At 32.6% G+C, this 24,207-nt stretch carries 21 protein-coding genes; 13 read left to right on the top strand and 8 right to left on the bottom strand.

From position 1 onward, the window contains the following. Position 1: 1 nt before the first annotated feature. A complete protein-coding gene (locus tag HNQ03_RS13185) occupies positions 2 to 1,000 on the bottom strand; it encodes a serine hydrolase domain-containing protein (RefSeq protein WP_226927518.1) in 999 nt (332 codons plus the stop codon). Between the two features lie 562 nt (positions 1,001 to 1,562). On the opposite strand from HNQ03_RS13185, the gene HNQ03_RS13190 reads away from it, so the two are divergent. The 6 genes from HNQ03_RS13190 (at position 1,563) to HNQ03_RS13215 (ending at position 5,516) form a co-directional block, all read left to right on the top strand. After that, positions 1,563 to 1,889, top strand: coding sequence for a PadR family transcriptional regulator (locus HNQ03_RS13190; protein WP_173780161.1), 327 nt, complete (start codon positions 1,563 to 1,565; stop codon positions 1,887 to 1,889). Between the two features lie 4 nt (positions 1,890 to 1,893). Beyond that, on the top strand, positions 1,894 to 2,526 hold the full coding sequence (locus HNQ03_RS13195) for a hypothetical protein (RefSeq protein ID WP_173780162.1): 633 nt from the start codon (positions 1,894 to 1,896) through the stop codon (positions 2,524 to 2,526). After that, positions 2,523 to 3,248, top strand: coding sequence for a hypothetical protein (locus HNQ03_RS13200; protein ID WP_173780163.1), 726 nt, complete (start codon positions 2,523 to 2,525; stop codon positions 3,246 to 3,248). The genes HNQ03_RS13195 and HNQ03_RS13200 overlap by 4 nt, the downstream gene beginning before the upstream one ends. 363 nt (positions 3,249 to 3,611) lie before the next feature. After that, a complete protein-coding gene (locus HNQ03_RS13205) occupies positions 3,612 to 3,872 on the top strand; it encodes a hypothetical protein (RefSeq protein WP_173780164.1) in 261 nt (86 codons plus the stop codon). A gap of 61 nt (positions 3,873 to 3,933) precedes the next feature. Then, positions 3,934 to 4,668: a GLPGLI family protein gene (locus HNQ03_RS13210; RefSeq protein ID WP_173780165.1), complete on the top strand. Its 735-nt coding sequence runs from the start codon at positions 3,934 to 3,936 to the stop codon at positions 4,666 to 4,668. A 2-nt stretch (positions 4,669 to 4,670) separates the two neighbouring features. After that, entirely contained in the window at positions 4,671 to 5,516 is an 846-nt protein-coding gene (locus HNQ03_RS13215; protein WP_173780166.1) for a GLPGLI family protein, read from the top strand. Between the two features lie 75 nt (positions 5,517 to 5,591). Here the strand turns inward: HNQ03_RS13215 and HNQ03_RS13220 are convergent, their stop codons facing one another. Then, positions 5,592 to 8,954 (bottom strand): methylmalonyl-CoA mutase family protein, encoded by a 3,363-nt coding sequence (locus HNQ03_RS13220; protein WP_173780167.1) that lies wholly within the window; start codon positions 8,952 to 8,954, stop codon positions 5,592 to 5,594. A 157-nt stretch (positions 8,955 to 9,111) separates the two neighbouring features. On the opposite strand from HNQ03_RS13220, the gene HNQ03_RS13225 reads away from it, so the two are divergent. The 7 genes from HNQ03_RS13225 to HNQ03_RS13255 all read left to right on the top strand — a co-directional run bounded on the left by HNQ03_RS13225 (position 9,112) and on the right by HNQ03_RS13255 (position 14,015). Further along, positions 9,112 to 9,552, top strand: coding sequence for a GNAT family N-acetyltransferase (locus tag HNQ03_RS13225; RefSeq protein WP_173780168.1), 441 nt, complete (start codon positions 9,112 to 9,114; stop codon positions 9,550 to 9,552). 3 nt (positions 9,553 to 9,555) lie between these two features. Further along, the gene (locus HNQ03_RS13230; RefSeq protein ID WP_173780169.1) at positions 9,556 to 10,626 is read left to right on the top strand and encodes an alanine racemase; all 1,071 of its coding nucleotides are present in this window, start codon (positions 9,556 to 9,558) and stop codon (positions 10,624 to 10,626) included. Between the two features lie 53 nt (positions 10,627 to 10,679). Continuing rightward, positions 10,680 to 11,012 (top strand): hypothetical protein, encoded by a 333-nt coding sequence (locus HNQ03_RS13235; RefSeq protein ID WP_173780170.1) that lies wholly within the window; start codon positions 10,680 to 10,682, stop codon positions 11,010 to 11,012. Positions 11,013 to 11,206: 194 nt separating this feature from the next. Continuing rightward, entirely contained in the window at positions 11,207 to 11,662 is a 456-nt protein-coding gene (gene rplM, locus HNQ03_RS13240; RefSeq protein WP_173780171.1) for a 50S ribosomal protein L13, read from the top strand. Between the two features lie 5 nt (positions 11,663 to 11,667). Next, a complete protein-coding gene (rpsI, locus tag HNQ03_RS13245; RefSeq protein ID WP_173780172.1) occupies positions 11,668 to 12,054 on the top strand; it encodes a 30S ribosomal protein S9 in 387 nt (128 codons plus the stop codon). Positions 12,055 to 12,253: 199 nt separating this feature from the next. Continuing rightward, entirely contained in the window at positions 12,254 to 13,015 is a 762-nt protein-coding gene (gene rpsB, locus HNQ03_RS13250) for a 30S ribosomal protein S2 (RefSeq protein WP_173780173.1), read from the top strand. Positions 13,016 to 13,163: 148 nt separating this feature from the next. Further along, positions 13,164 to 14,015: a hypothetical protein gene (locus HNQ03_RS13255; RefSeq protein ID WP_173780174.1), complete on the top strand. Its 852-nt coding sequence runs from the start codon at positions 13,164 to 13,166 to the stop codon at positions 14,013 to 14,015. Position 14,016: 1 nt separating this feature from the next. Here the strand turns inward: HNQ03_RS13255 and HNQ03_RS13260 are convergent, their stop codons facing one another. The 6 genes from HNQ03_RS13260 to HNQ03_RS13285 all read right to left on the bottom strand — a co-directional run bounded on the left by HNQ03_RS13260 (position 14,017) and on the right by HNQ03_RS13285 (position 24,073). Continuing rightward, entirely contained in the window at positions 14,017 to 14,688 is a 672-nt protein-coding gene (locus tag HNQ03_RS13260) for a DUF6759 domain-containing protein (protein WP_173780175.1), read from the bottom strand. A gap of 7 nt (positions 14,689 to 14,695) precedes the next feature. Then, positions 14,696 to 15,373 (bottom strand): tRNA (guanosine(46)-N7)-methyltransferase TrmB, encoded by a 678-nt coding sequence (trmB, locus tag HNQ03_RS13265; protein ID WP_173780176.1) that lies wholly within the window; start codon positions 15,371 to 15,373, stop codon positions 14,696 to 14,698. A 128-nt stretch (positions 15,374 to 15,501) separates the two neighbouring features. Further along, the gene (locus HNQ03_RS13270) at positions 15,502 to 16,365 is read right to left on the bottom strand and encodes a DUF6759 domain-containing protein (protein WP_173780177.1); all 864 of its coding nucleotides are present in this window, start codon (positions 16,363 to 16,365) and stop codon (positions 15,502 to 15,504) included. 112 nt (positions 16,366 to 16,477) lie between these two features. Continuing rightward, on the bottom strand, positions 16,478 to 17,272 hold the full coding sequence (locus tag HNQ03_RS13275; protein ID WP_173780178.1) for a hypothetical protein: 795 nt from the start codon (positions 17,270 to 17,272) through the stop codon (positions 16,478 to 16,480). 127 nt (positions 17,273 to 17,399) lie between these two features. After that, complete coding sequence (locus HNQ03_RS13280; RefSeq protein ID WP_226927519.1) at positions 17,400 to 20,822, bottom strand: T9SS type B sorting domain-containing protein; 3,423 nt, start codon at positions 20,820 to 20,822, stop codon at positions 17,400 to 17,402. Positions 20,823 to 21,247: 425 nt separating this feature from the next. Further along, positions 21,248 to 24,073, bottom strand: a complete 2,826-nt coding sequence (locus HNQ03_RS13285; RefSeq protein ID WP_173780179.1) for a T9SS type B sorting domain-containing protein — start codon at positions 24,071 to 24,073, stop codon at positions 21,248 to 21,250. Between the last annotated feature and the right edge of the window lie 134 nt (positions 24,074 to 24,207).

Raw genomic sequence — 24,207 nt, forward strand, 5'->3', positions numbered from 1 at the left:
ATTATTCTGTAGAATTCTTTTTTAGCAAATCTTTTTTAAGTTCGATTATTGAAATTTGAATTGCATCTGTAATTTGTTTAATCTCTTTATGTGGTTTAAAAATGAAAAATTTGCCTTTGCTTTTATCGGCGATATTAGATAATATAATGACGGATGTTTGAGTTTCTGGATAATAGATATTTAGAGAAGGCGAGCCTTTCACATAACCTGTATGAAAGTACGCTTCTGGCTTTCCTAAATTCATCATAATTCCGAAACCGTAACCCATTTTCCCTAGAATCTGATGCTTTCTATCTGAAGATTTTTCCATGAATTTTTTTAAAGATGCTGGTTTTAAAATTTTGCCAGAATATAAAGCCGAATTCCACAGATGCAAATCTGAAACGGTCGATAAAATTCCTCCTGCAGGAACAGAAATTTCTTTTTTTGCCAATCTTTTCGGCATATTTTCCACTTCTTGAAAGTTTTTAGAATTTCCTGTAAACGCACTTGCAAAATTTTTTCCGTTAAAATTATTTGCGGTGAAAGAATTCTTCATACGTACTTTTTCAAAAAGTTCTTGTACATTTTCATCATAAGATTTACCCGAAACCTTTTCGATGATTTCTCCTAATAAACGAAATCCTTTGTTGGAATACTTGAATTTTTCTCCAGGTTTAGAATGTAGACCGTTTCCAAAATCACTCAATCCAGAAGTATGGTTGAGTAGTTGCTGAATGGTAATATTTTGAAATTCTTTGGTTTGAAAATCACTCAAATATGTAGAAACTTGATCTTCTGTTGACAATTTCCCTTGATCTTCTTGCAACAAAACTAAAGCAGCGGTAAACTGTTTGCTTAAAGAAGCGATTGCAAAAACAGAATTTTCATCGAGTTTCTTTTTAGAATTAAAATCCTCGAAACCATTTTCTTTTTGATAGAGAATTTCATCATTTTTAATAACGGAAACTGAACCATTAAATTGATATTTTGAAAACACAGAATCGATTTGGGTCTGCAATAATTTTTTTTGAAAACTGTTGACGGTAGAATCAATTATTGCGGATCGAGATATGGTTTTTTGGGCAATTTTTTCTGTTTCAGATTTGCAGGAAAAAAAAGCGCAAATTAAAAATAGAAAATACAACGGATGGATTTTTTGAAACACTGATTGGATTTTTGATTAAAATAGATAATTTAATTGAAATAAAAAACCATCAAGCTTTATAATCTTGATGGTTTAGGTTTATTGTATGTTTGTGTGTAATTTATTTACCACAATTGCAATTCTCGCAAGTACAATTGGTACAAGTGCAGTTTCTGCATTCTCCAGTTTTGCAACCTTCACAGTTGCATGTGCATTTATTTGTATTTTCCATAATGGTAATATTTTGGTTAATGAATTAATGAATAGTAAAGGTACGGAAAGTATTATTTATTTAGAAAGTAAATAAATATTAAACAACATTAAATATTTCATATAAAGATTTGTATAATTTTAATTTAGTTAATTTTTAAACTACAAATTTTTTTTATACCTAACAAAATTATGCATACATTTGTTATGCATAAGAAAATTAGGCATGAAAAAAAAGAACGAATTATACAAAGGAACGCTTCAAAATATTATTTTGAAATTGCTCGCTTCAGAAGTGAAAATGTACGGTTATCAACTCACGCAACGTGCAAAAGAACTAACTGCAGGCGAACTAGAAATGACGGAAGGTGCGCTTTATCCGCTTTTGCACAAACTCGAAAGTGACGACATCATCTATTCTCAGATGCAAAATGTAAACGGACGAGATCGCAAATATTATCTGCTCACAGAAAAAGGAAAACGCCAGCAAATTTCGCAAGAGCAAGAAATGAAAAGTTATCTATTTAATTTACAAACTATTTTTAATATTTAAAACGATGATTACAGAAGCACAAATAAGAGACATTAGAAATTTCCTAGCCTCAAAAAAACTACAGTCGGATTTATTTTTAGAAGTAAGTGATCATTTCGTGGTGCAAATATCACAATTGATGCTTTCTAAAAATATAGATTTTGAAGAAGCATTTCTACAAACCAAAATACTTTGGATGGGAGAATTGAGAATGGTAAAAGCGGATATTCTATCTTTCAAAAAAATAACTGTAATTGAAAAGAGAATTGTAAATAAGAGGCTTAATAAAGTTTTATTAAATTCGATATTATTTCTACCCATCATATTAGGAATAAATTTTATCTTTCCAGATTTGGGAGTTTTCTTCGTGATATTTTTAAGTGCGATTCTACTTTTTCTTTTCGGTTTATCTTTGATTAAGAAAAAATTGAAATTTAGAGATTATTTATTCATTGGTTTTCATCCTTTAATTTTGAAAATAATATTGATAGGTTATATTCTTCCATTTCTAATATTTTCTATGTTACCTGCAAATTTTACTGTACCAGAATTAATTTTAGGTTTGAGTAAAAACATTTCACTTGCGGCTTTCGCTGTAGTTACACAAATTCAATTGCTATATTCCAATTTCAACAATAAAAAAGTATTATTATCATGAACGATCCCCAAAAATCCGAAATCACCCAATATCTTTTAGCCAAGAAATTGCCGATTGATATTCTTATTGAAGTGCAAGATCATTTTATATCGCAGATTTTGGATTTGCAGAAAGAGCAGAGTTATAGTTTTGAGAAAAGTTTTGAGAGCGTGAAAGAATCTTGGAGAAAAGAACTCACGCTATCTTGGAAAGGCGAAACGAGTTTGATGGATTCTACAGATTTTATGCGGAAAATGAGTAAACAAATTGTGAGGTCTAATATACTAGAAAGTATGAAGATTCTTGTTCCTTATGTTTTGGTAATAATTTTTCTGGCAAATTTTGCCAATAAAACAATTTTTCAAATTGTATTTATAGTACTAATTTCTCTACCGATTTTATATTGCATTATCAATTATATCAAAAATTACCAAGATTTTCGCTTGCCAAAGAACAATCCAGCTCATATTTTAACCTTGCATCAAGACGGAATTATGTGGTTCGTCATTACACTTTCGCCATTCATCAATATTTTCAGATATATCTTTGATGATTCTGTTTCTTTACAAAACATGCTTGTTTATAATTTTAATGGGATGGAAACTTTGAATATTGTTCTAGGATTTTTATTCTTAGTATTTCTTTTCAGTGGACTTGCATATTCTGTAATTTGCCAAAAAAATTATCTAAAACAAGTAGGTAAAGTGAAAATATTTTTGGAAGATCATAAGTTCGTTAAATAATATATTTTTAATTGAATGATTTACCCTCTTAAACTACAAAGAAAAATAGCAACTGATTAAAGTTGCTATTTTCTTTCTGCTTTTAGAGAAACTTACTTCTCACACTTGCAATTCTCGCAAGTACAATTGGTACAAGTGCAGTTTTTGCAGTTTCCAGTTTTGCAACCTTCACAGTTGCATGTGCATTTATTGGTGTTTTCCATTTAAATTAAATTTGTGGTTAATACATTATTGAATAGTAAAGATACGGAAAATATAATATTTATTTAGAATGATAATAAATATCAATAAATTAGATTTATTTATTAGAAAAAGTTGCATAATTTTAATTTAGTCACTTATTAACCAGCAAATATTTTTATTATGAAAAAATTATTATTAATCGCAGTTTTAGGAATTGCTGGTACGATGAGTGCAAGTAATGCAGATCTTGTTTTACCTACACAGAACGATAATTCTGATGCTATTTGGTGCACATGGTGTGTAGTAGCAGGAGGAAATCAATACTGTGCAGAAGCTGCAAATTGTGGCGAAGCTAAAGATACTGCAAGAGCAATGGCAATTGATGAGTTGAAAAAAGCGGAAGATGCTCAAAAGAAGGAAGCAACAATATCAGCATTGTAATTGCTAATATTTATTTTAAGCCGTTTTAATATTTAAAACGGTTTTTTTAAATTTAAATTCTATGGACTTGAGAAGTGTTAAATGTGTACTACTTGTTGTTTTAAATTTTGTTGGAGTATTACATGCCCAACAAATATTAAATGTAAAATATCAAACAAAATACTTTGATGACACTTTTCCGAGTGAATTAAAGTATAAAGTTGATACAAAAAAATCTTTATTTATAAATTATACAAAAGAAATTGATCCAAAAACTGCAAAGATTAGCGAAAAGAATCAAATAGGAGGTGTGTTTACAGATTATAAAGAGGAATTTGTAAAAGATTTTAACGAAAATGTAGTTTATTCCAATTCAAACATTAGTTATGTTAAAAAAACTGTGGTTAAAGAAAATTTAGAATTTGATTGGAAAATTGATTACACAGTTTTTAAAACAATTTTAAATTATAAATGTTATATGGCAAAAACATTTTTCAAAGGAAGGGATTATACTGTATATTTTACTACTGAAATTAATATACCTGATGGGCCACGTAAATTCGCTAATTTGCCAGGCTTAATATTAGAAGTTTCTGAAGACAGTGGGATACTAAAAATTATTGCTAAAGATTTACAGTATATTGATGATCAACCTTATTTTAATTTAGATATAAAAAATGCAATTTCTTGGAATGATGCCATCATTAAAGCAAAAGTGATTTTTAACGAAAGTAGAAATGAAATTGAAAATAAATATAATAGTAGAGTAAAGACAGATTTTAGCAATCACCTAGAAAAATTTGATTTAAATAATTAGCAATGAGAACTTATCTAATATTTGTAATATTTTTTAGTGCTTTAGTGAATGCGCAAAATTTTAAAGTATTTTTTGAACTTAAATACCAGCCACAAGAAAAAAATGATAGTATAAAAAAGTCTGAAATAATGGTTCTTAATGTTGACATAGTAAAGAAAACTACAACGTTTTTTAATTACAATGCTATTAAATCAGATTCAATATATGTTTTAATAAATAATTCTTCACAGATTCAAAGAGAGCAACTACTAAATATTGCTCCTGAACAATCATTTTTTTTTAATATAAAAAAAAATATTGGTGGAAGTGATATAGAGCATACTGAAAGATTTAATACAGAAAACTATGTTTATGATCAAAGATTAGTGCATAATTGGAAATTATTGGATATTTCTAAAAATATACTCGGACACTATTGCAAAGCAGCAACAGTAAATTTTGCTGGTAGATTGTGGACTGCGTGGTATACATTGGATATTCCAATTCCGGAAGGACCGTATAAATTTCACGGTTTACCTGGTTTTATTTTAAATGTGGAAAGTGCTGACAATGAATATAAATTTGAGGCGATATCTATAAGTAAAGAACTATACCCTTTAACCGATTCCAAGAATGTGATTAAAGTAAAAAATGAAAATTTCCTGCGTAATTTAAAAAAAAAATATATTAAAGATCCAAGTGGAAAATCAAGATTAGAAGATTTGTCGTACGGATTTTCTGGAAGTTCTATAGTTAACGGTGTAAAATATAGTTCTGAAGATTCATATAAATTATTAAATAAAGAATTAAGGGATTGGATGAAAACGCATAATAACCCGATTGAAAAGAATGATATATGGGTTAGATAAATTATCTCCATTATTACTGAACACTAAATAATTAAAGATTCCAAATTTATAATTGGAATCTTTTTTTAATATCGGCTACATATTCCTCCTATACATCCCACCAACTTCAAAAAGCGCATTGGTAATTTGCCCAAGAGAACAATATTTCACAGCTTCCATCATTACCTCAAAAAGATTTTCTTGGTTGATGGCTGCATGTTGCAAAATTCTTAAAGATTCATCTATTTTCGACTCGTTTGCTTCTTGATACACTTTTAGATTTTTTATTTGAGATTGCTTTTCTTCTTCCGTAGAACGAATTACTTCTCCTGGCAAAACTGTTGGCGAACCATCTTTTCCAAGGAAAGTATTTACTCCAACAATTGGAAATTCACCTGTGTGTTTCAGCCATTCGTAATGCATGCTTTCTTCCTGAATTTTAGAACGTTGATACATGGTTTCCATCGCTCCTAAAACTCCGCCACGTTCCGTGATTTTGTCAAATTCTGCATAAACTGCTTCTTCTACCAAGTCTGTTAATTCTTCTATTATAAATGAACCTTGCAATGGATTTTCATTTTTCGTTAAGCCTAATTCTTTGTTAATAATCAATTGAATTGCCATTGCTCGTCGCACAGAATTTTCTGTAGGTGTGGTGATTGCTTCATCGTAAGCGTTCGTATGCAGCGAGTTACAGTTGTCATAGATTGCATATAATGCTTGTAACGTAGTTCTGATATCATTAAAATCAATTTCCTGCGCATGCAAAGATCTTCCCGAAGTTTGAATGTGGTATTTCAACATCTGACTTCTTTCGTTGGCGTTGTATTTCAATTTCATAGCTTTTGCCCAAATTCTACGCGCAACTCTACCAATTACAGCGTATTCTGGATCAATTCCATTAGAAAAGAAGAAGGATAAATTTGGTGCAAAATCGTTGATGTCCATTCCTCTCGCCAAATAATATTCCACATAAGTGAAACCGTTGGAAAGGGTAAATGCCAATTGAGAAATCGGATTTGCACCCGCTTCTGCAATGTGATACCCAGAAATAGAAACCGAATAGAAATTCCGAACTTTCTCTTTAATAAAGTATTCCTGAACATCGCCCATCAATCTCAAAGCAAATTCTGTAGAAAAAATACAGGTGTTTTGTGCCTGATCTTCTTTCAAAATATCTGCTTGAACCGTTCCACGAACAGTTGCAATTGTTTTTGCTTTGATGTCTGCATAAATTTCTTTATCTAAAATTTCATCGCCCGTTAAACCTAAAAGTTGCAAACCAAGACCATTATTTCCTTTTGGCAAATCTCCGCTGTAGGTTGGTCTGGCTAAATTTTTATCGTCGAATTTTTCTTTTAATGCTTTTTCTACTAAATTTTCTAGACCATTATCAGCGATGTATTTTTCACAATTTTGATCGATGGCTGCATTCATAAAAAACGCCAGCAACATTGGTGCAGGTCCATTGATCGTCATAGAAACCGAACACATTGCATTCACTAAATCAAAACCAGAATACAATTTTTTGGCATCATCCAAAGTAGCGATAGAAACTCCCGCATTTCCAATTTTACCAAAAATATCTGGTGGAAAAGCTGGATCTTGTCCGTATAAAGTTACAGAATCAAAGGCTGTAGAAAGTCTTTTGGCATCCATATCTGCAGAAACGTAATGGAATCTACGGTTCGTACGTTCTGGTCCACCTTCTCCGGCAAACATTCTCGTAGGATCTTCGCCTGTTCTTTTGAAAGGGAAAAGTCCTGCAGTAAACGGGAATTGTCCTGGTACATTTTCTTGCCCTTTCCATTGAATGAGATCTCCCCAATCTTGAAATTTTGGTAAAGAAATTTTTGGAATGTCTAATCCAGACAAACTTTTGGATGAGGTTTCTACTTTTATTTCCTTTCCACGAACAAAATAAGAGTAAGAATCTCCTTTCATTTCTTCTTTAAATTTTCTCCAACCGTTTAGGAAAAAAGTGTTCTCTTCAGAAAGTTCTTTTTTAGTTTTAATGAAAGCTTTTTCTAATTTTTCAGTAGTATGTTCATCGTCCGTAATCAAAACTTTTGCACCATCCAAAAGGTACATATTTTTTGCGATCAAGGCTTGTTTGCGAACATCTGCATCGTAGTTTCTATTATTTTCTACAATTTCTGATAGATAACGAACCCTTCTTGGTGGAATAATGGTCGTATCTTCCAATACGTTTTGTTCCACATATTCGCTTAAATTTAATGCTGGAAAACGTTCATTTGTTAATTGTATTAACGAATTGTAAAGTGAAGTAGTTCCGGCATCATTGAACTGGCTTGCTTTTGTAGAAAAAATTGGCATTTCGTCCAAAGTTTTTTCAAAAGCAACATGATTTCTTTGATATTGCTTTTGCACGGCTCTCATTGCATCTAATGCTCCGTTTTTGTCAGATTTATTTAAGGCAACCAAATCTGCAAAATCCAGCATGTCAATTTTTTCCAATTGCGTTGCAGCGCCAAATTCTGGTGTCATCACATACATAGAAACATCCGCAATTTCTGTAATTTCTGACCCAGATTGACCAATTCCAGAAGTTTCTAGAATAATGATGTCTGGTTTTGCTAATTTTAAAATATTTAAAGCGGAATGAATGTACGGCGAAACGGAAACATTGTTTTCTCTGGTCGCCATAGAACGCATATACACTCTTTTATCATCAATAGAATTCATGCGAATACGATCTCCGAGAAGTGCGCCTCCAGTTTTCTTTTTTGATGGATCTATAGAAATAATAGCCACTTTGCTATTTGAATTTGAGCGTAGAAATCTTCGCACCAATTCATCCGTCAACGAAGATTTTCCTGCTCCTCCAGTTCCCGTAATTCCGATGATTGGAATGGTAGAATCTTTTGCTTTTTCGTCTATAGTTTTTACTAAATCTTGCTTTTCATCAGAAAAATTTTCTACGGCAGATATAATTTCCGCGATGGATTTAGAATTCTCAAAATTGATTTTATCAAGATCAGAAACTTCAACCTCTTTTCCAGTTGCGAAATCAGATTTTTGCACCAAATCGTCTATCATACCTTGCAATCCCATTGCTCTACCATCATCTGGACTGTAGATTCTGGTAATTCCATAGTCCATTAAATCCTTTATTTCTTCAGGTAAAATAACACCACCACCACCACCAAAAATCTTGATGTGTGAGGAATTTCTTTCTTTTAAAAGGTCAAAAATATATTTAAAATATTCGTTGTGTCCACCTTGATAAGAGGTCAAAGCAATTGCATTCGCATCTTCTTGTATGGCGCAATTCACTACTTCTTCGGCAGATTTATCATGCCCAAGATGTATCACTTCGCAACCAGTAGCTTGTATCACTCTTCTCATCACGTTGATTGCTGCATCATGACCGTCAAACAATGCTGCTGCGGTTACAATTCTTACTTTATTTTTCGGGGTATATTTTTGGGTTTCCATAGAATTTTTTACAATTGTTTCAAAGGTAAGAAATTTTGAGATTTTGAGGAAAGGAAATACAGATAATGCTTTTTATTTAAAATAAAGTTTAGAAAAAAATTTTATCTAAAAGTTTTGTTCAGTATTTTAGTAAAATTCAATTTCTTATCTTTGTTGGATGTTACAAATTCAAACTTTTACCCCAGAAAATAAACCTTCCGAAAAGGAAAAAGACAATATTGCAGAATTTTTATTCAAAAGCTTAGAGGAATACGGAGATCCCAAAAGCGATATTCTTAAATGTATGGAATACGCGATGAAAGAAACTGAATCTTTTGGTGGTTCCATCAATGTGGCAACTTTGGATTCTGAAATTGTAGGTGCAGTAATCATTAATAAAACTGGAATGAAGGATTATATTCCAGAAAATATTTTGGTTTATATTGCAACAGATGCTACTAAAAGAGGACAAGGAATCGGCAGAAAATTAATGGAAAAAGCTATTGAAACTTCTGATGGAAACATTGCTCTTCATGTAGAGGCAGACAATCCTGCAAAAATATTATACGAAAAACTAGGATTTACAAATAAATATCTAGAAATGCGACTTGTAAAATAAGATATGGCATTTATAACTTTACATAGAGAACGCTTAAAATATAATTTTGAGAGGCTAGAATATTATTTTAAATCTAAGGATATTCATTGGTCTGTAGTTACAAAAATCTTGTGCGGAAATGAACTTTTTCTGCAAGAAATTCTCAATTTGAAACCTTTTCAAGTTTGCGATTCTAGAATTAGTAATTTGGAAACAATAAAAATGTTGGATCCAAATGTAGAAACAATTTACATAAAACCTACCCCAAAAAGATTGGTAGAAAGTGTAGTGAAATTCGCAGATATCAGCATGAATACTGAATTGGAAACTATAAAAACACTTTCTCATGAAGCAGTGCGACAAGGAAAATTGCACAAAATAATCATCATGATAGAGCTTGGAGAGTTGCGAGAAGGCGTAATGCGAGAAGATTTTGTAGAATTTTATAATTCAGTTTTTGAATTGCCAAATATAAAAGTGGTTGGCATTGGCGCCAATCTTTCTTGTCTTTATGGAGTTTTACCAAATACAGACAAATTGATTCAATTGTGTTTATATGAACAATTAATTGAAGCAAAATTCAACCAAGAAATTCCATTTGTTTCCGGTGGAAGTTCGGTTACAATTCCTTTAATTTTTAGAAATATGCTGCCTTCGGGAATTAATCATTTTCGAGTGGGAGAAACATTGTATCAAGGAACGGATGTTTATAAAGATGAACCAAGCAGTCTTTTGCAACAAGATATTTTTACATTAAGTGCAGAAATTATTGAGCTATCTGAAAAACCAATGGTTCCGGAAGGAGATTTTGGGACGAATTTGGAAGGCGAAACGTTCACTTTTGATCAAACGAATGTAGGGAAAACATCATTTCGTGCCATTTTAGATATTGGAATTTTGGATGTAGATCGTGTGAATATTTTCCCGAAAGATGGCGAAATTGGCTATTTTGGAGCGAGTTCGGACATGATTATTCTAGACTTAAAAGACAACCCGAAAAATTATAAGGTGGGAGATTATTTAGAATTTTCTCTCAATTATATGGGGACTTTGCGCGCTATGAATTCTAATTATATTGAGAAGAGAGTAGGATAGACTTATAGATGATAGACGGATAGACAATAGATGTTGATATATTAAATTTTAAAATGAAAAGAGCGTTAATGTATTTTGTATTTGGAACTTTGGTGAGTTTTCTATTGCAATATTTTCTGATTGGTAGCCAAGGTTGGGCTTTAGATTTATACTATGCAGCAGCTTTTGGAGCAGCATGGGGAATTGCATTTTATTTAGATACGCCAAGAATTTCTTTACCAAAAAAACTGGGATTTTCTTTTTTGGCAATGGCAATTCTCGCTGGTATTGGCACTTTAATTTTCAATTTAGAAATGGCGATACCTTCCATTATGAAATTTTCTATCGTTTTTGTGGCATATTATCTCCTAGCAAGTTTTAAAGGGAGTAAGAGTTTGCGAAGGTAATTACTAGATTATCCTATGTATTATATTAATGTTATAAATGAATAGGAATTCAAAACAAATTGATTTTCTAATCATTTTAAATTTAAAAATACCGAAAGTAAAAAACTTTACCTAAAACTTCCCTAATCAAATATATTTATGTACCTTTGCACACCCGTAAAGGGAAAGATATGTTTAATCTTTAACAATAAATTGTGAATACATTAAGTTACAAAACTGTATCAGCAAGTAAAGAAACCGCAAATAAAGAATGGGTTGTGGTGGATGCTGAAGGACAGCCATTAGGAAGATTTGCTTCCGAGGTTGCCAAAATTTTGAGAGGTAAGCACAAAACAAATTTCACGCCTCACGCAGATTGCGGAGACAACGTAATTGTTTTGAATGCTGGAAAATGCACTCTATCTGGAAATAAATGGGCGGATAAAACCTACATTTGGCATACTGGTTATCCAGGTGGCCAGAAATTTATGACTGCAGAAGAGCTGAAAAAGAAAGATGCTCCAAAAGTTTTAGAAAGATCCATAAAAGGGATGCTTCCGAAAAACAAATTGGGATCTGCTTTGTTCAAAAATCTTTATTTATATGAAGGTACAGAGCACAAGCACGAAGCACAGCAGCCGAAAGAAATTAATTTTAATAAATCTAAATAATTAATATGGCTACAATTCATAAAATAGGACGTAGAAAAACTTCTGTAGCAAGAATTTACATGAAACCAGGTTCTGGGAACATCACTGTAAATAAAAAAGATGCTAAAGAATATTTCTCTACAGATGTGATGGTTTACAAAGTGAATCAACCTTTCTTACTTACAGAAACTGCAGGACAGTATGACGTTACCGTAAATGTTTTCGGTGGTGGAAATACAGGACAAGCAGATGCTATAAGAATGGCGATTTCTAGAGCACTTTGCGAAGTGAATGCAGAATACAGATTGGCTCTTAAGCCAGAAGGTCTTCTTACAAGAGATGCTAGAATGGTGGAAAGAAAAAAACCAGGACAGAAAAAAGCAAGAAAGAAATTCCAATTCTCGAAACGTTAAGAATTGCAATTGGCTTAAAGCTATATGCTGTAAGCTTTTTACAAAAACACTTTTATTTAATCCGCTTAAAAGCCCAAAGCTTATTGCTTAAAGCCTAAAGCAAAAATTTGCCCGTTACGTTTAGCATCCAAACTTTACTCCCAATCATAGTAAAGTTGACTGCCAAAATGCGGAAAGTAAACTAACTAAAAAAAAAGACATGGCAAAAGCAAATGTAAAAGACCTTTTAGAGGCAGGTGTACACTTTGGTCACATGACCAGAAAGTGGAACCCAAATATGGCTCCGTACATTTTTATGGAGAAAAATGGTATTCACATTGTAGATTTACATAAAACCGCAGTAAAATTGGACGAAGCTTGTAGCGCTTTGGAAAAACTAACTTCTGCTGGTAAAAAAATACTTTTCGTAGCAACTAAGAAACAAGCGAAAGAAGTTGTAGCAAAACATGCTGCAGATCTTAATATGCCTTACATCACTGAAAGATGGCCAGGTGGAATGCTTACGAATTTTGTAACTATTCGTAAAGCTGTAAAGAAAATGAACCACATCGATAAGATGAAAAAAGATGGTACATTTGAAACTTTATCAAAAAAAGAAAGACTACAAGTAGATAGACAAAGAGCTAATCTTGAAAAGAATTTAGGTTCTATTTCAGATATGGTGCGTCTTCCTTCTGCACTTTTTGTAGTAGATATAATGAGAGAGCACATCGCTGTAACAGAAGCAAAGAAATTGGGTATTCCAGTTTTTGCAATCGTAGATACAAATTCTGATCCAAGAAAAGTAGAATACGTAATTCCTGGAAATGATGATGCTTCTAAATCTGTAGATATGATCTTAACTTTGGTTTCAGATTCTATCAAAGAAGGTTTGTCTCAAAGAAAAGCGGATAAAGAAAAATCTAAAGAAACAGACGAGAAAGTAACTGCTGATGCAGATGCTGACTTTGACGAAAAATAAGATTTTTTCTATCTAAATATAAAAAACCGAATGATTTTAAAATTATTCGGTTTTTTCTTTGATTTAATTTTTAAAGCAACGGAGTAATTCTTTATCAAAAGATTTTCCGTATATACTACTATAAAATAATAACCAAAATTACTTAATAATGAAAAAGATATTTTTATTAATTTTTATATCAATTTTTAGTTTTGATTTTGCCCAAGTAGGAAATGTAGGAATTAACACCAGTTCACCACATTCTTCTTCTGTTTTAGACGTCAATTCTTCATCGAAAGGTTTGCTCTTGCCTAGACTTACAAGTGCTGCAATTTCTACTTTGTCTGCAACTGCTGCGGAAGGTTTGGTTGTGTACGATAAAGATAAAAAGCTCTTTCTTGGTTGGGATGGAACAAGATGGCAAATACTTGGAAATGCTTTGGCATTAAGTACAGTAAGCATTGGTGCTTGGGAAGTTGGCGGATATACAAGTTATGGAAATTCTCCCGTTGCAGCATCGTCATCAAATCCAATCGTTACATCTGCAATATTAGAAAGAGGATCCGGTCTTGCAACTTCAGGAACTGGTGCTGCTGCAACATGGGGCGGTACAAATTGGACCCAAGTAGATTTGCCAACTGCAGCAGCAGCCAATGAATTTGCACTTATAACCCTAAATTTTGCGCCAGGAAATACAATTTCTTTTACTAAAATAAATGCAAATAATCTTCGAAGAACAGGCACAGGTCCTACAAAATCTCAGTATCAATTTTCTGTAAATAATGGTATTTCGTATGTGAATATTGGTGCCGCAATAGATTTGTCTAGTTCTGCACCATCAGGAAATAACATCGCAGACATAGATTTAAGCTTATATTATGATTTGCAAAACATTAATACTACTACAGTTTCTAATGTTAAATTTAGAATCGTATCCTATTCAGCATCTGGTTCCACAGGAAATTGGTATATCAATAATATTACGGGCAACGATCTAGAATTTACAGGGATTGTAAACTAAATCATCTTTGAGATTTATAAGCACTATTTTTGATTCCTGCCTTGTCCACAATGGTAGGGTTACCTAGTGTGACCATCATATTTTTGTTTATCTTTTTAGTGGAAACATACTTTACATCGCATACATTGCTGGAAAGTTTGTAATCACCTTTTGGCAATACCAAAGTATTTTCACCTTTGCTTGGTATTGCTAAATTATAAAAAGAATTACCTTCAATGCGCAAAATCATATTGCAATCAGATTTATTTTGAATCATCAAGATGGTTTCTTTGCTAGTAATATCTTGATCAAACATTGCATTTAATAGCTTCACTGTTTTTTTTTGATGTTCAGAAGAGGTGTTTTCTGTCATCAGTTTTTTAAATTCCTCAGATTCTGATGAGGTGGGATTTTTCGAAAAGTTTTTAGGAATATCCGTAAAAGTTGGCTTCGCAATGAATTGTCTAGCTTTTATGGTTTTCTGTTCCAATTCTGCATTCCTTAAAGCAATAACTCGAGATTTTAAAATCGCCCATTTTGGATCATTCTTTTTAGAATTTTGCAAATAATTTTCTATTAAAGAAATGTCTTTAGTTTCTAGAATATGAGCATATTTAGAATTCGATTCAGTTTTGCAAGATTGTAGTGAATATGAAATCGTGAAAAATAAAACTAAAAAAGAGATTTTTTTCATTGGCTATTTAATTTAATCTAAATTTAATGTAAGTGATTGTTTTCCCTTTGGATGAAAATAACTCTTCGTAGTAAGTCTGTACTTCCCTCAGAAGTGGTGTATCTGCAATGTATTCTGGTGCTCCATAGATATCATGATGCGCAGTAATTATTTCGCAACCACTACCTTGCAACATTCCCAAAGTATAGCCATGCAAAAATTCAGAATCTGTTTTTAAATGCATGATGCCATCTTTTTTTAATATTTTTCTATATCTATTAAGAAAATCCGGATTCGTCATCCTATGTTTTGTACGTCGGTATTTTATTTGTGGATCAGGAAATGTGATCCAAATTTCATCTACCTCATTCCCTGCGAAAAGATTGTCTATAAGTTCTATTTGAGTACGAAGAAAACCTGCGTTTGTAAGATTTTTCTCGATCGCTTCTTTTGCACCGAACCAAAATCTTGCACCTTTAATATCAATTCCTAAAAAATTTTTATTTGGAAATGCTGCAGCAAGATTTACAGTATATTCTCCTTTTCCACAACCTAATTCTAAAACTAATGGATTATCATTTTTAAAAAATTGAGAATGCCACTTACCTTTCAAAGCAAAATCACCTGTTGCCTCTTCTCTGGTAGGTTGTACTACGTTTGGCAATATTTTATTTTCGTTGAATCTTGCTAGTTTATTTTTACCCATATTATTTTTGACCTTCAAATATAAGAAAAATCTTTTCTTTTAAAATGTTTAATTTCATATTTGAATCTTAACAATAAAAAAACTCAATCTAATCAAGATTGAGTTTAAATATAAATTTCTAAAAAATTTTATTTTGGGTTGGAAAGAGATACCATTATCGCCTTTTGTACAGTCTTTTGAGATGCATATTGCGCACCACATACTACACTTGTGAAGAGATAATCTCCTTTTTGCACTACAATGGAATTTTCGTTATGTGCTGGGACTGCAAGTCTATATTTGGTATTACCAACGCCTTCAATGCGCACAATCATATCACAATCAGATTTGTTTTCTATCATCACAATGCAATCTTTGCTGGAAGGGTCGTTATCAAATAATTTATTTAATAATTGTACGGTTTTATTTTTATGTTCGACTGGAGAATCATTCATTAATAAAGCGAATTCAGCTTCTTCCCCTTTTCCCATCATAGCACTTGAAGCAGAATAATTTGGTGTCGCAACTGCAGATGCTTTACCAGAAGATGGAGAATATGATTTTGCTTTTGTTAATGCATCTGAGTAAGATGAAGTGTTTACATTACTTGTTCCCGCTGTACTGGGAGCCTTATTTGCAACATATCTAGAAGTGTTGTTTATTTCTTTCAATCTATTTTCATAAACGATTCTTTGCTTTTTCTTAATAGTCTCCGTCATTTCTTCAAACGAAATTTTTGTTGAAGGATTTTTTTTCAAAAGCGCCAATTTTTCTTGAAGTTTTGGAACTCTTTGATCGTCTGGATAAGCATCTTTTATGTATTTCCCAATTAAATCCATTAATCTTGGTTTCAAGATTTTTCTTCTAGGATCATTGTCGTGTGCATCTCGTAAAAACGCATCTATTTCGTAGATGTTTTTACTCGCCATTATTTTGTCATAATTTTTATCTCTACTTTGCGCTGGAGCCAGCATAAATAGGATCATGGTACAAAAGAATAATAGTTTTTTCATATTTAAATTATATATTTATAAAGTACAATTGGCTATAAAGTTTTACAAAATTACGTACTTTATTTGTATTTAAATATTCACCTTGCAAAAGTCATTCCGAAAATTCTAGAGCTTATTCTGCAATATTCTGTATATTAGACACTTCTATTCTTTTAAGATAAATTGGTAGATATTTTTCTACAAAAACTTTTACAATTTCCAGATTTCCAGATTCTATGTATGGCGATAAATTTTCTGATGTATAAATAAATTGTAAAAAATTCTGAATAAGATTTTTAGGAATTTTTATTTTTGTGAAATATTCATCCCCGAAATAATTTTTAATAATAAGTGTCTCTTTGCTCATTTTTTCATAAGCATACAATCTTTGCTTTCTTTTTCTATCACCAGAAATGATATCATAAATACTATTAACACTTATGGACAATCCGCCATCTGCGAAAGAAGCTACTGGAGCAATTGGCGATTGCCCATTTCCTTTTGGTACGGGAAGTCCAATCATTTTTTGCAATCGCATTTCTTTTTCACCTATTTTTATTTTGGCAACGTCTGCTCTCAAATTTTTTGTAGGTTTAAATCTTGCGATTACAACTTCTTCAATATCGTAGTAAGAAATTTTCAACTCGAAAAGATTTTTCTGTCCTGCAAGCATTTCGCTGGTTACTTTAATGTCTTTTCTTTCGGTGATGATGGATGTAAACCTTATTGTTTCCCCAACTTTTGCCTCAATTGTAAATTCACCATTATAGTTGCTGAGCACCGTTTTTTGCGCATTCAAATTTGTTACGAATAATTGATTTAAATAAATATTAGAATCATCTCTAAGAAATACTGCTCCAGAGAAGAGTTGTGCATTCACTTTGATGCAAATCGCGACTAATAAAAATAGGAAAATTGTCTTTTTCATTGTAGTTGCAAAAATATTGAGAATAATATACTTTTGCTCTATATTGGATAAGGAAATCAGGTTAAAGTTTGGTTAAATAAAATAGCAATTGCTGTAAAGTTTGTTATAAATAGTTAAAAAACAACAATTAATCTTTAAAAAATTGATCATTTCTATTTTTCACCAAAAGCCAGCTAGTGTATTTCACTCTAGTATTGCTACCAAATTCTGTCCATTCTAGAATATACCAATATGTAGCAGTATTTACTGCTCTACCGTTGGAAAATTTCCCATCCCAAGTATATCTGTTTGAAGGCGAACCGCGGAAAATCTCTGCACCATATCTATCAAATATTCTAAAAACGATATCTTGTTTGGAACTTAAATCGGAGTAATTAATTTCATCATTAATTCCGTCAAAATTTGGGGTGATAGCATTGATTAAATTAATGATGGCAAAGGGTTTTTTTACGGGTTCGCAAGCCAATTTATCTCGCACATACGCAATAAATTGCCCTCTCTGTAAATCATTAAAAATATTAGAACTTTGCCAAACGATGCCGTCTAAAGAATATTCATACGGTGGAGTTCCTCCTGTTGCCGTGATGGTTACAACACCATTATTGATATCTATTGCGGTAATTTCTGGTAAAGAATTTGCAGAAACTACCACGTTCTGTCTGTAAACACAACCATTGAAAGTAAGATCTACAAAATAAGATCCTACGGCAATATTGCTAATAGAAGAAGATGTTGCACCTGTGCTCCATAGATAACTTTCAAAGTTGGGACCAGCATCCAATGTAATTCTTGCGCTTCCACAAATAATTACATCTTTTAAAATATCTGATTTTTTTGGAGTTTTGATATTTATCGTAATACTTGCAACAATTGGGCAAATTCCAGCTTTTTGAAACCTTATGAAATAAGTTTGTGTACCCGTTGCATTTATAGAATTTTGAATTGGGCTCACATTATTTTGAGCATTAGCTAAAGTTCCAAAAAATGTAGCAGCAACGAAGGTATCTGTAGTATATTGTAAAATATAGTCGGAAAGATTAATTAATTTCTGACCATCCAAATTGTCATCACAAATATTTTGAGTAGATGTATTGATTAATAATGGAATTTTTGCGCCAAAATTTAGTATCAACGATTTTATAACTGGTGCACAACCATCTGGAGATTCCACTCGGATGAAAATAGTGGTAGTTGCCGTGAATGTAAAATTATTTGGTAATGTAATTGTGTTTCCTGCAACAGCATCTGCATTATTTGCATAATATTTTACGATAAAATAAGTGGAATTTGGCAATATTGTAGGTGTAATTGTAGAAAGAACTACCGAAATACTTCCGTCTAAATTATCATCACAAAAAGCTTGTGGAATATCTGCGACTATAGCTAGTGGAAAAAAGTTCAGCGTGATTTGCGCAATTTTTGTACACCCGATTGGAGAAGTTATTAGTGCAAATACGATAGTTCCAGCTGGAGCATTAAATGCAGTAGCATTCGTTATTTCTGCAGCAGCATTTTGCGTTTGAGCATCTAAAAGTGTAGGATAGTATTTTACTACAACAGGATTTTGCGTAGTCACATTTGCGGTAGTTAAATTGTAAGTACCTGTTCCGTTTACATTGCAAGCAAAAATTGTAGGGTTCGTAATTGGTATTTCTTGAATGAGGATAGTAACCGTTACCGTTTCACATTCTGGGAAGTCTACATTGGAACCACAAAAATTGTAAGTAAAAGTATCAGTAGCAGCTACACCTGGATTGTTTGCTGTGTATGTTATCAAACCAGTAGTTGGATTAATATTTACACTTCCCATAGTAGGAGGTGTGACAATATTAATAGAGGCAACAACAATTGGCTGAACAATGGAAGGTGCAGAAAAAGCTGGTGTAATATTTTGAGAAGTACAAATTGTATAGGTAGCCGTAGAGTTTACGAGGCATTTCAAAACTTTAAAAGGGACGGAAACCAATGGAGCGCAGCTTCCTAATGTTACACTTGCAACATAATTTCCTGGAGTTGTAGGGTTGAAGGAACTGGATGTAGCACCAGGTATTGGATTTCCGTTTAAAAACCATTGGTAAGAATCGTAGATGATAGGATCTACAGTTAAAGTAATACCAGGAGCACAGCTTCCACCAGAAGTTAAAATTTCTGGTGTAGTAGGAAATCCTGCGAAAAATCCACCGTATCCTACAGCATCACTACCTGCATTAATTCCAGCGGTGATAGCTTTGGAAGAATTTACGGTAATATTTCCTGTTACGTTTGGAATTCCATAAGTTACCCAATTTGCGCTACCCGTCATCGCGAAAGGTCCAGTTCCAGCTGGTGGAGGAGTTCCGTTTACCAATACTACAGCACCAGTTTCTGTGATAAGATTTAGTTTTGTAGGGATATTCAGAATTCCTGCAGGATTTCCGTTAGAGATTACTTCGTTCTCGTCTATCAAACCCAGCTCGTCTATTTGCTTTGGCAAATAGCAATTTAATGATGGTATAAAATTAAAACCTCCAGTAGCTACAGAACTTGCATTGTTGATACCTGCAAGAAGTTGATAAACATAGGCGTTTTGGCTGGTACGTATAAATAAATTATAATGCTCATTACCTTGCAAAATATATTTTGAATCTGGTACTGTGTAATATTGTCCCTCGTTTAGTGTTGCAGCGGGTAGAGTTTCATTATTCAAAAATACTTGCGTATTGTTGGTGGTAGCAACTATTATTGCACCTTCCATATTAATGCCGATGGCGCCGTTTCCCTTTACGAGAGCAAATTCATTTCCCAGTCTATTTACAGGAACAGATTGATCCATCAAAATGTCTGAAGCGGTAGCAATATTTCCGGCATATTGTCCATTAAAGTTTCCGTTTGTTACATTCACTGGTTTTGTGGCAACAATTTTTGCACCGATAAAAGTATCTGAGTTGGTCGCAATATTTCCACTACCATCTATGATGTAAGATTGTCCTTTGTTTAATGTGAAAGTAATCGTTGGATTTGTAGCGCCAGTCGTTCCATTAGAAAATACAACTGTTGGACTATAACCAGAAACGGTGACGGAAGTATTGTCTTGGGTAGCCAAAATACTCGTCATGAAATTAAGAATAGGATTTGTAACCGTGATTGGTGCCATTGCCGTGTAGAAAGTAGTTCCAGTAGATGGTAAACCTTTGGATGTCACAATTTCAGCATGGTTTAATACAGAAAATCTCAAATTGGCATAAAAAGGAAATTCAGCTTTCACGTATAAACCTTTCGTGATGGGTGTAAAAAGATCTGCTTGTTGTGTGGTGATGATTAAATTTCTTGCCACATCAAATTTTTGTGGATTTCCTTTGCTGATGGTTACGGTACCAATAGCAATATTATTATTAAAAATAGTAACCTGAAAAGGAGTTGTTCTATTAGTAGAAAGATATATTTTTTGAAAAGGATTTGGATTTCCAGTTCTATCGATCATCGGGGCAAAATAGTGCTCTCTATCTAGCTGAGCAAAGCTGGTAGAGTAGAAGGTAATAAATAGAAGGAAAAAGATAAATTTTTTCAGCATATTATATTTAATATCGAATTTTTAATTAATAAAAGTACGTATTAATATTTAAATAGAACTAAAAAATAAATGATTGCGTTTGTAAATATGATGCGCTCTAGGTTTTTGTAAAATTTTAAATCTCACATCTTTCTCTTTCATTTTTAGATTCGTTATTTTCAGAAATATTGCTACTCGGGCTTTATTTAATTATAAAGATAAGAGGATGGAAAATAGTACTATTTAAAAAATTTATTAATATCGTGAGTTTCTAATCAACTATTATTGCTAGTCTTACTTGGTAAGCAGCATTAAATTTTAATCGAAGTTTTCAAAAACAAATTGGTTTAAGATTATTAATGATTGGAAAAAATGCGCTTTTACATTTAAATATAAACAAAAAAAAAGCACGACCGTAAAGTCGTGCTTAATAAAGTATTTTAAATTTAGTAATTCGTGTTTTTCACCATTATCCAACCAGAATAGGCAACTGGTGTACCGTTTACATCTAGTTCGTTCCAAGTGATGCTGTACCAATAATTTCCGGTAGATACTTTTCTATCATTTACTTTTCCGTCCCATTTGTAACCGTTGTCTTTATTGGCTTGGAAAATTTTATTTCCATAACGATCATAAATATCTACAATTAAATTTTTCTTGTAGGCCAACTCGCTATAATCTACAAAATCATTGATGTTGTCTCCATTTGGCGTTATCGCATTGATGAGGTTTGGAATTGTAAGTTCTAAGATAACTGGTAGACAATTGAAAGAATCTTTAATATAAAATATATTTGATCCTCTTGGTAGATTTGTAAAAACATTAGAGTTTTGAAACGTGGAATTATCTAAAGAATACTGATAAGGAGGATTGCCACCAATTGCAGTAATCGTTGCGGAGTTGTTAGAAATTTCTACATTATTAACCAATAAATCTGGCACTTTAAATACCTTAACTTTTTGTCTGGTAATACAATTGTTTATTCCTAAATCTACCCAATATTCACCAACAGAAACATTACTAATTGTAGCTGTAGTTTCGCCTGTACTCCATAGATAAGAATCAAAACCTCCGCCTGCATCTAGTGTAGTAGTATTTTCTATACAAATGTATTGATCTGGTAGCGTAGTGCTAAATCTTTGTGGAGTAACTACCAAAGTTATTTTGGCAATTTTGAAACATCCACCATTATTGGTTACTTTCACATAAACCAAAGAACTAGGAACGGTGTAGTTTGTAGGATTTAATATTTCATTAGTTCCATTTTGCGCATCTGCTAAACCAGGATAATATTGAAAAGTAGCTCCTGCCGTTGTTGTAACTACTGCCGAAGTTAAATCAAAAGTTGCTGTAGTTGGATTGGCTGCAATAAAACATTCCGTTAGCGTTACGTTGATTACATCTGGATAAGTTGGTACATCAAAATTGACCGTTACTTGTTCACAATCTATAAATTCTGCAGCATCTCCACAGAAAGAAAACACCATAGAATCATTACCTATAAAACCAGGATTTGGTGTATATGTGATTACTCCTGTACCAGAATCTATAGAAGCTATACCATTTGCTGGTGGTGTAACGATAGTAACGGTAGAAGGTACTGGTATTTGAGTTGAATTTGTGAATGCAGGAAAGATTGCTAATGGTGCACAAGCTACTAAATTCTGGGTAGAAGTTGCAAGACATGTGAACACTTTAAATACAGGTGTAATAGCTGGTGCACAAGATCCTACGGTAACTGTACAAGTAAAATTACCACCAACTAATGGCGTGTAAGAATTATTTGTAGCTCCTGGAATTGCCACACCATTTAAATTCCATTGATAGGTATCATAACTATCATCTACTTCCAAAACAAGACCAGGAATACAGTCTCCTGTTTGTTTAGAAATTAATGGAATACTAGAAAATCCTGCAAAATATCCTCCGTATCCTACTACACCACTTCCACCTGCAATACCTGCAGTTACGGCTTTTGTAGAATTTACAGTAATGTTCCCCGTTACACTTGGTAGTGAGTAAGATACCCAGTTTGTACTACCCGTCACAGGAAATGGACCTTGTGCTGCGGTTGGTACAACACCATTCACAGTAACAGCGGCACCAACTTCGGTAAGAATATTTAATTTTATCGTTGGGTTTAATGTAGTGTAATAAGGTAGCTGATTAATAAGACCAATTTCATCAATTTTTCTAGGTAAGAAACAGTTCAAAGGAGGTATGTAATTAAATCCAATTGTAGCATTACTAGTAGCAACACCAGCTAAAAGTTGATAAACATATACATTTTTTGAAGTTCGGATGTGCATATTGTAATGCCCACTTCCTTGGTTGATGTATGGAGCAGAAGTTACTCTGTAGTATTGTCCTTCATTAATAGTAGCAACCGGTAGTGCAGCACCATTTAAAAAAATTTGTGTTCCACTTTCAGTACCTACTATCACGGCACCTTCCATTCCCTCATCAATATTTCCAAAACCTTTTACCATCACAAATTCATCGCCCAATCTATCTGTTGGTACAGATTGATCCATTACAATATCTTCTCCATCAAAAGAACTTGTAATTGCGAATTGTCCGTCAAAATTTCCATTGGTTACAGAGATGTTTTTATCTGCCTCTATTTTTGCACCTATAAAGCCATCTCTATTTGCGAGAATGTTGGTTCTACCTTCCATTATGTAAGATTGTCCCTTCATCAACGTAAAAGTCGTCACAGGATTTGTAGCTCCAGTAGTACCATTGCTAAATTGCACATTTGCATTGTAGCCAGAAACAGTAACTGTGGTATTATCTTCGGTGGCCAACATTCCAAGAGTGAAATTTTGCCCAGATCCACTAGTAGTTAATGGTGCATGTACAGAGTAAAACTTTTTACCTATACCAGCTTTCCCTTTGGAGGTGAGAATTTCACCATGAGAAGTTATAGAAAATCTTAATGTTGCGTAATAAGGTTTGTCTGCTTTTGTGTATAGTCCTAAATTTTTTACAGTAAAAAGGTCTGATTGAGAACTTGTAATAATATTATTTAAAGGAACATCAAAAAACTGTGGACTTCCTTTACTGATAGTAACGGTGCCAATAACAACATTATTACTAAAAATAGATACCGGAAAAGGTGTTACAGAATCTGTAGAGAAAAATAGTGCTTGCCTATTATTTGCAGGACCTCTAGACATCATCGGTGCAAACCAATGATCTGTATCTCTTTGCGCAGAAAATTCGCTGGTAGTAACAAAGAATAAAACTAAAATTAGTAGAAGTTTTTTCATAGATAAATGTTATTAATGATGAGTAATATTTTTTTTTCGAGCATAAAGATAGTATTTTATTTCCACTTTTATTATCAACTCAATTTTCTGCTCTGTTAAAGATATTTTTTGTAATAATTTTTAAAATTAGAAGT

Source organism: Frigoriflavimonas asaccharolytica (assembly GCF_013294015.1).
In the GTDB taxonomy this organism is placed as follows: domain Bacteria; phylum Bacteroidota; class Bacteroidia; order Flavobacteriales; family Weeksellaceae; genus Frigoriflavimonas; species Frigoriflavimonas asaccharolytica.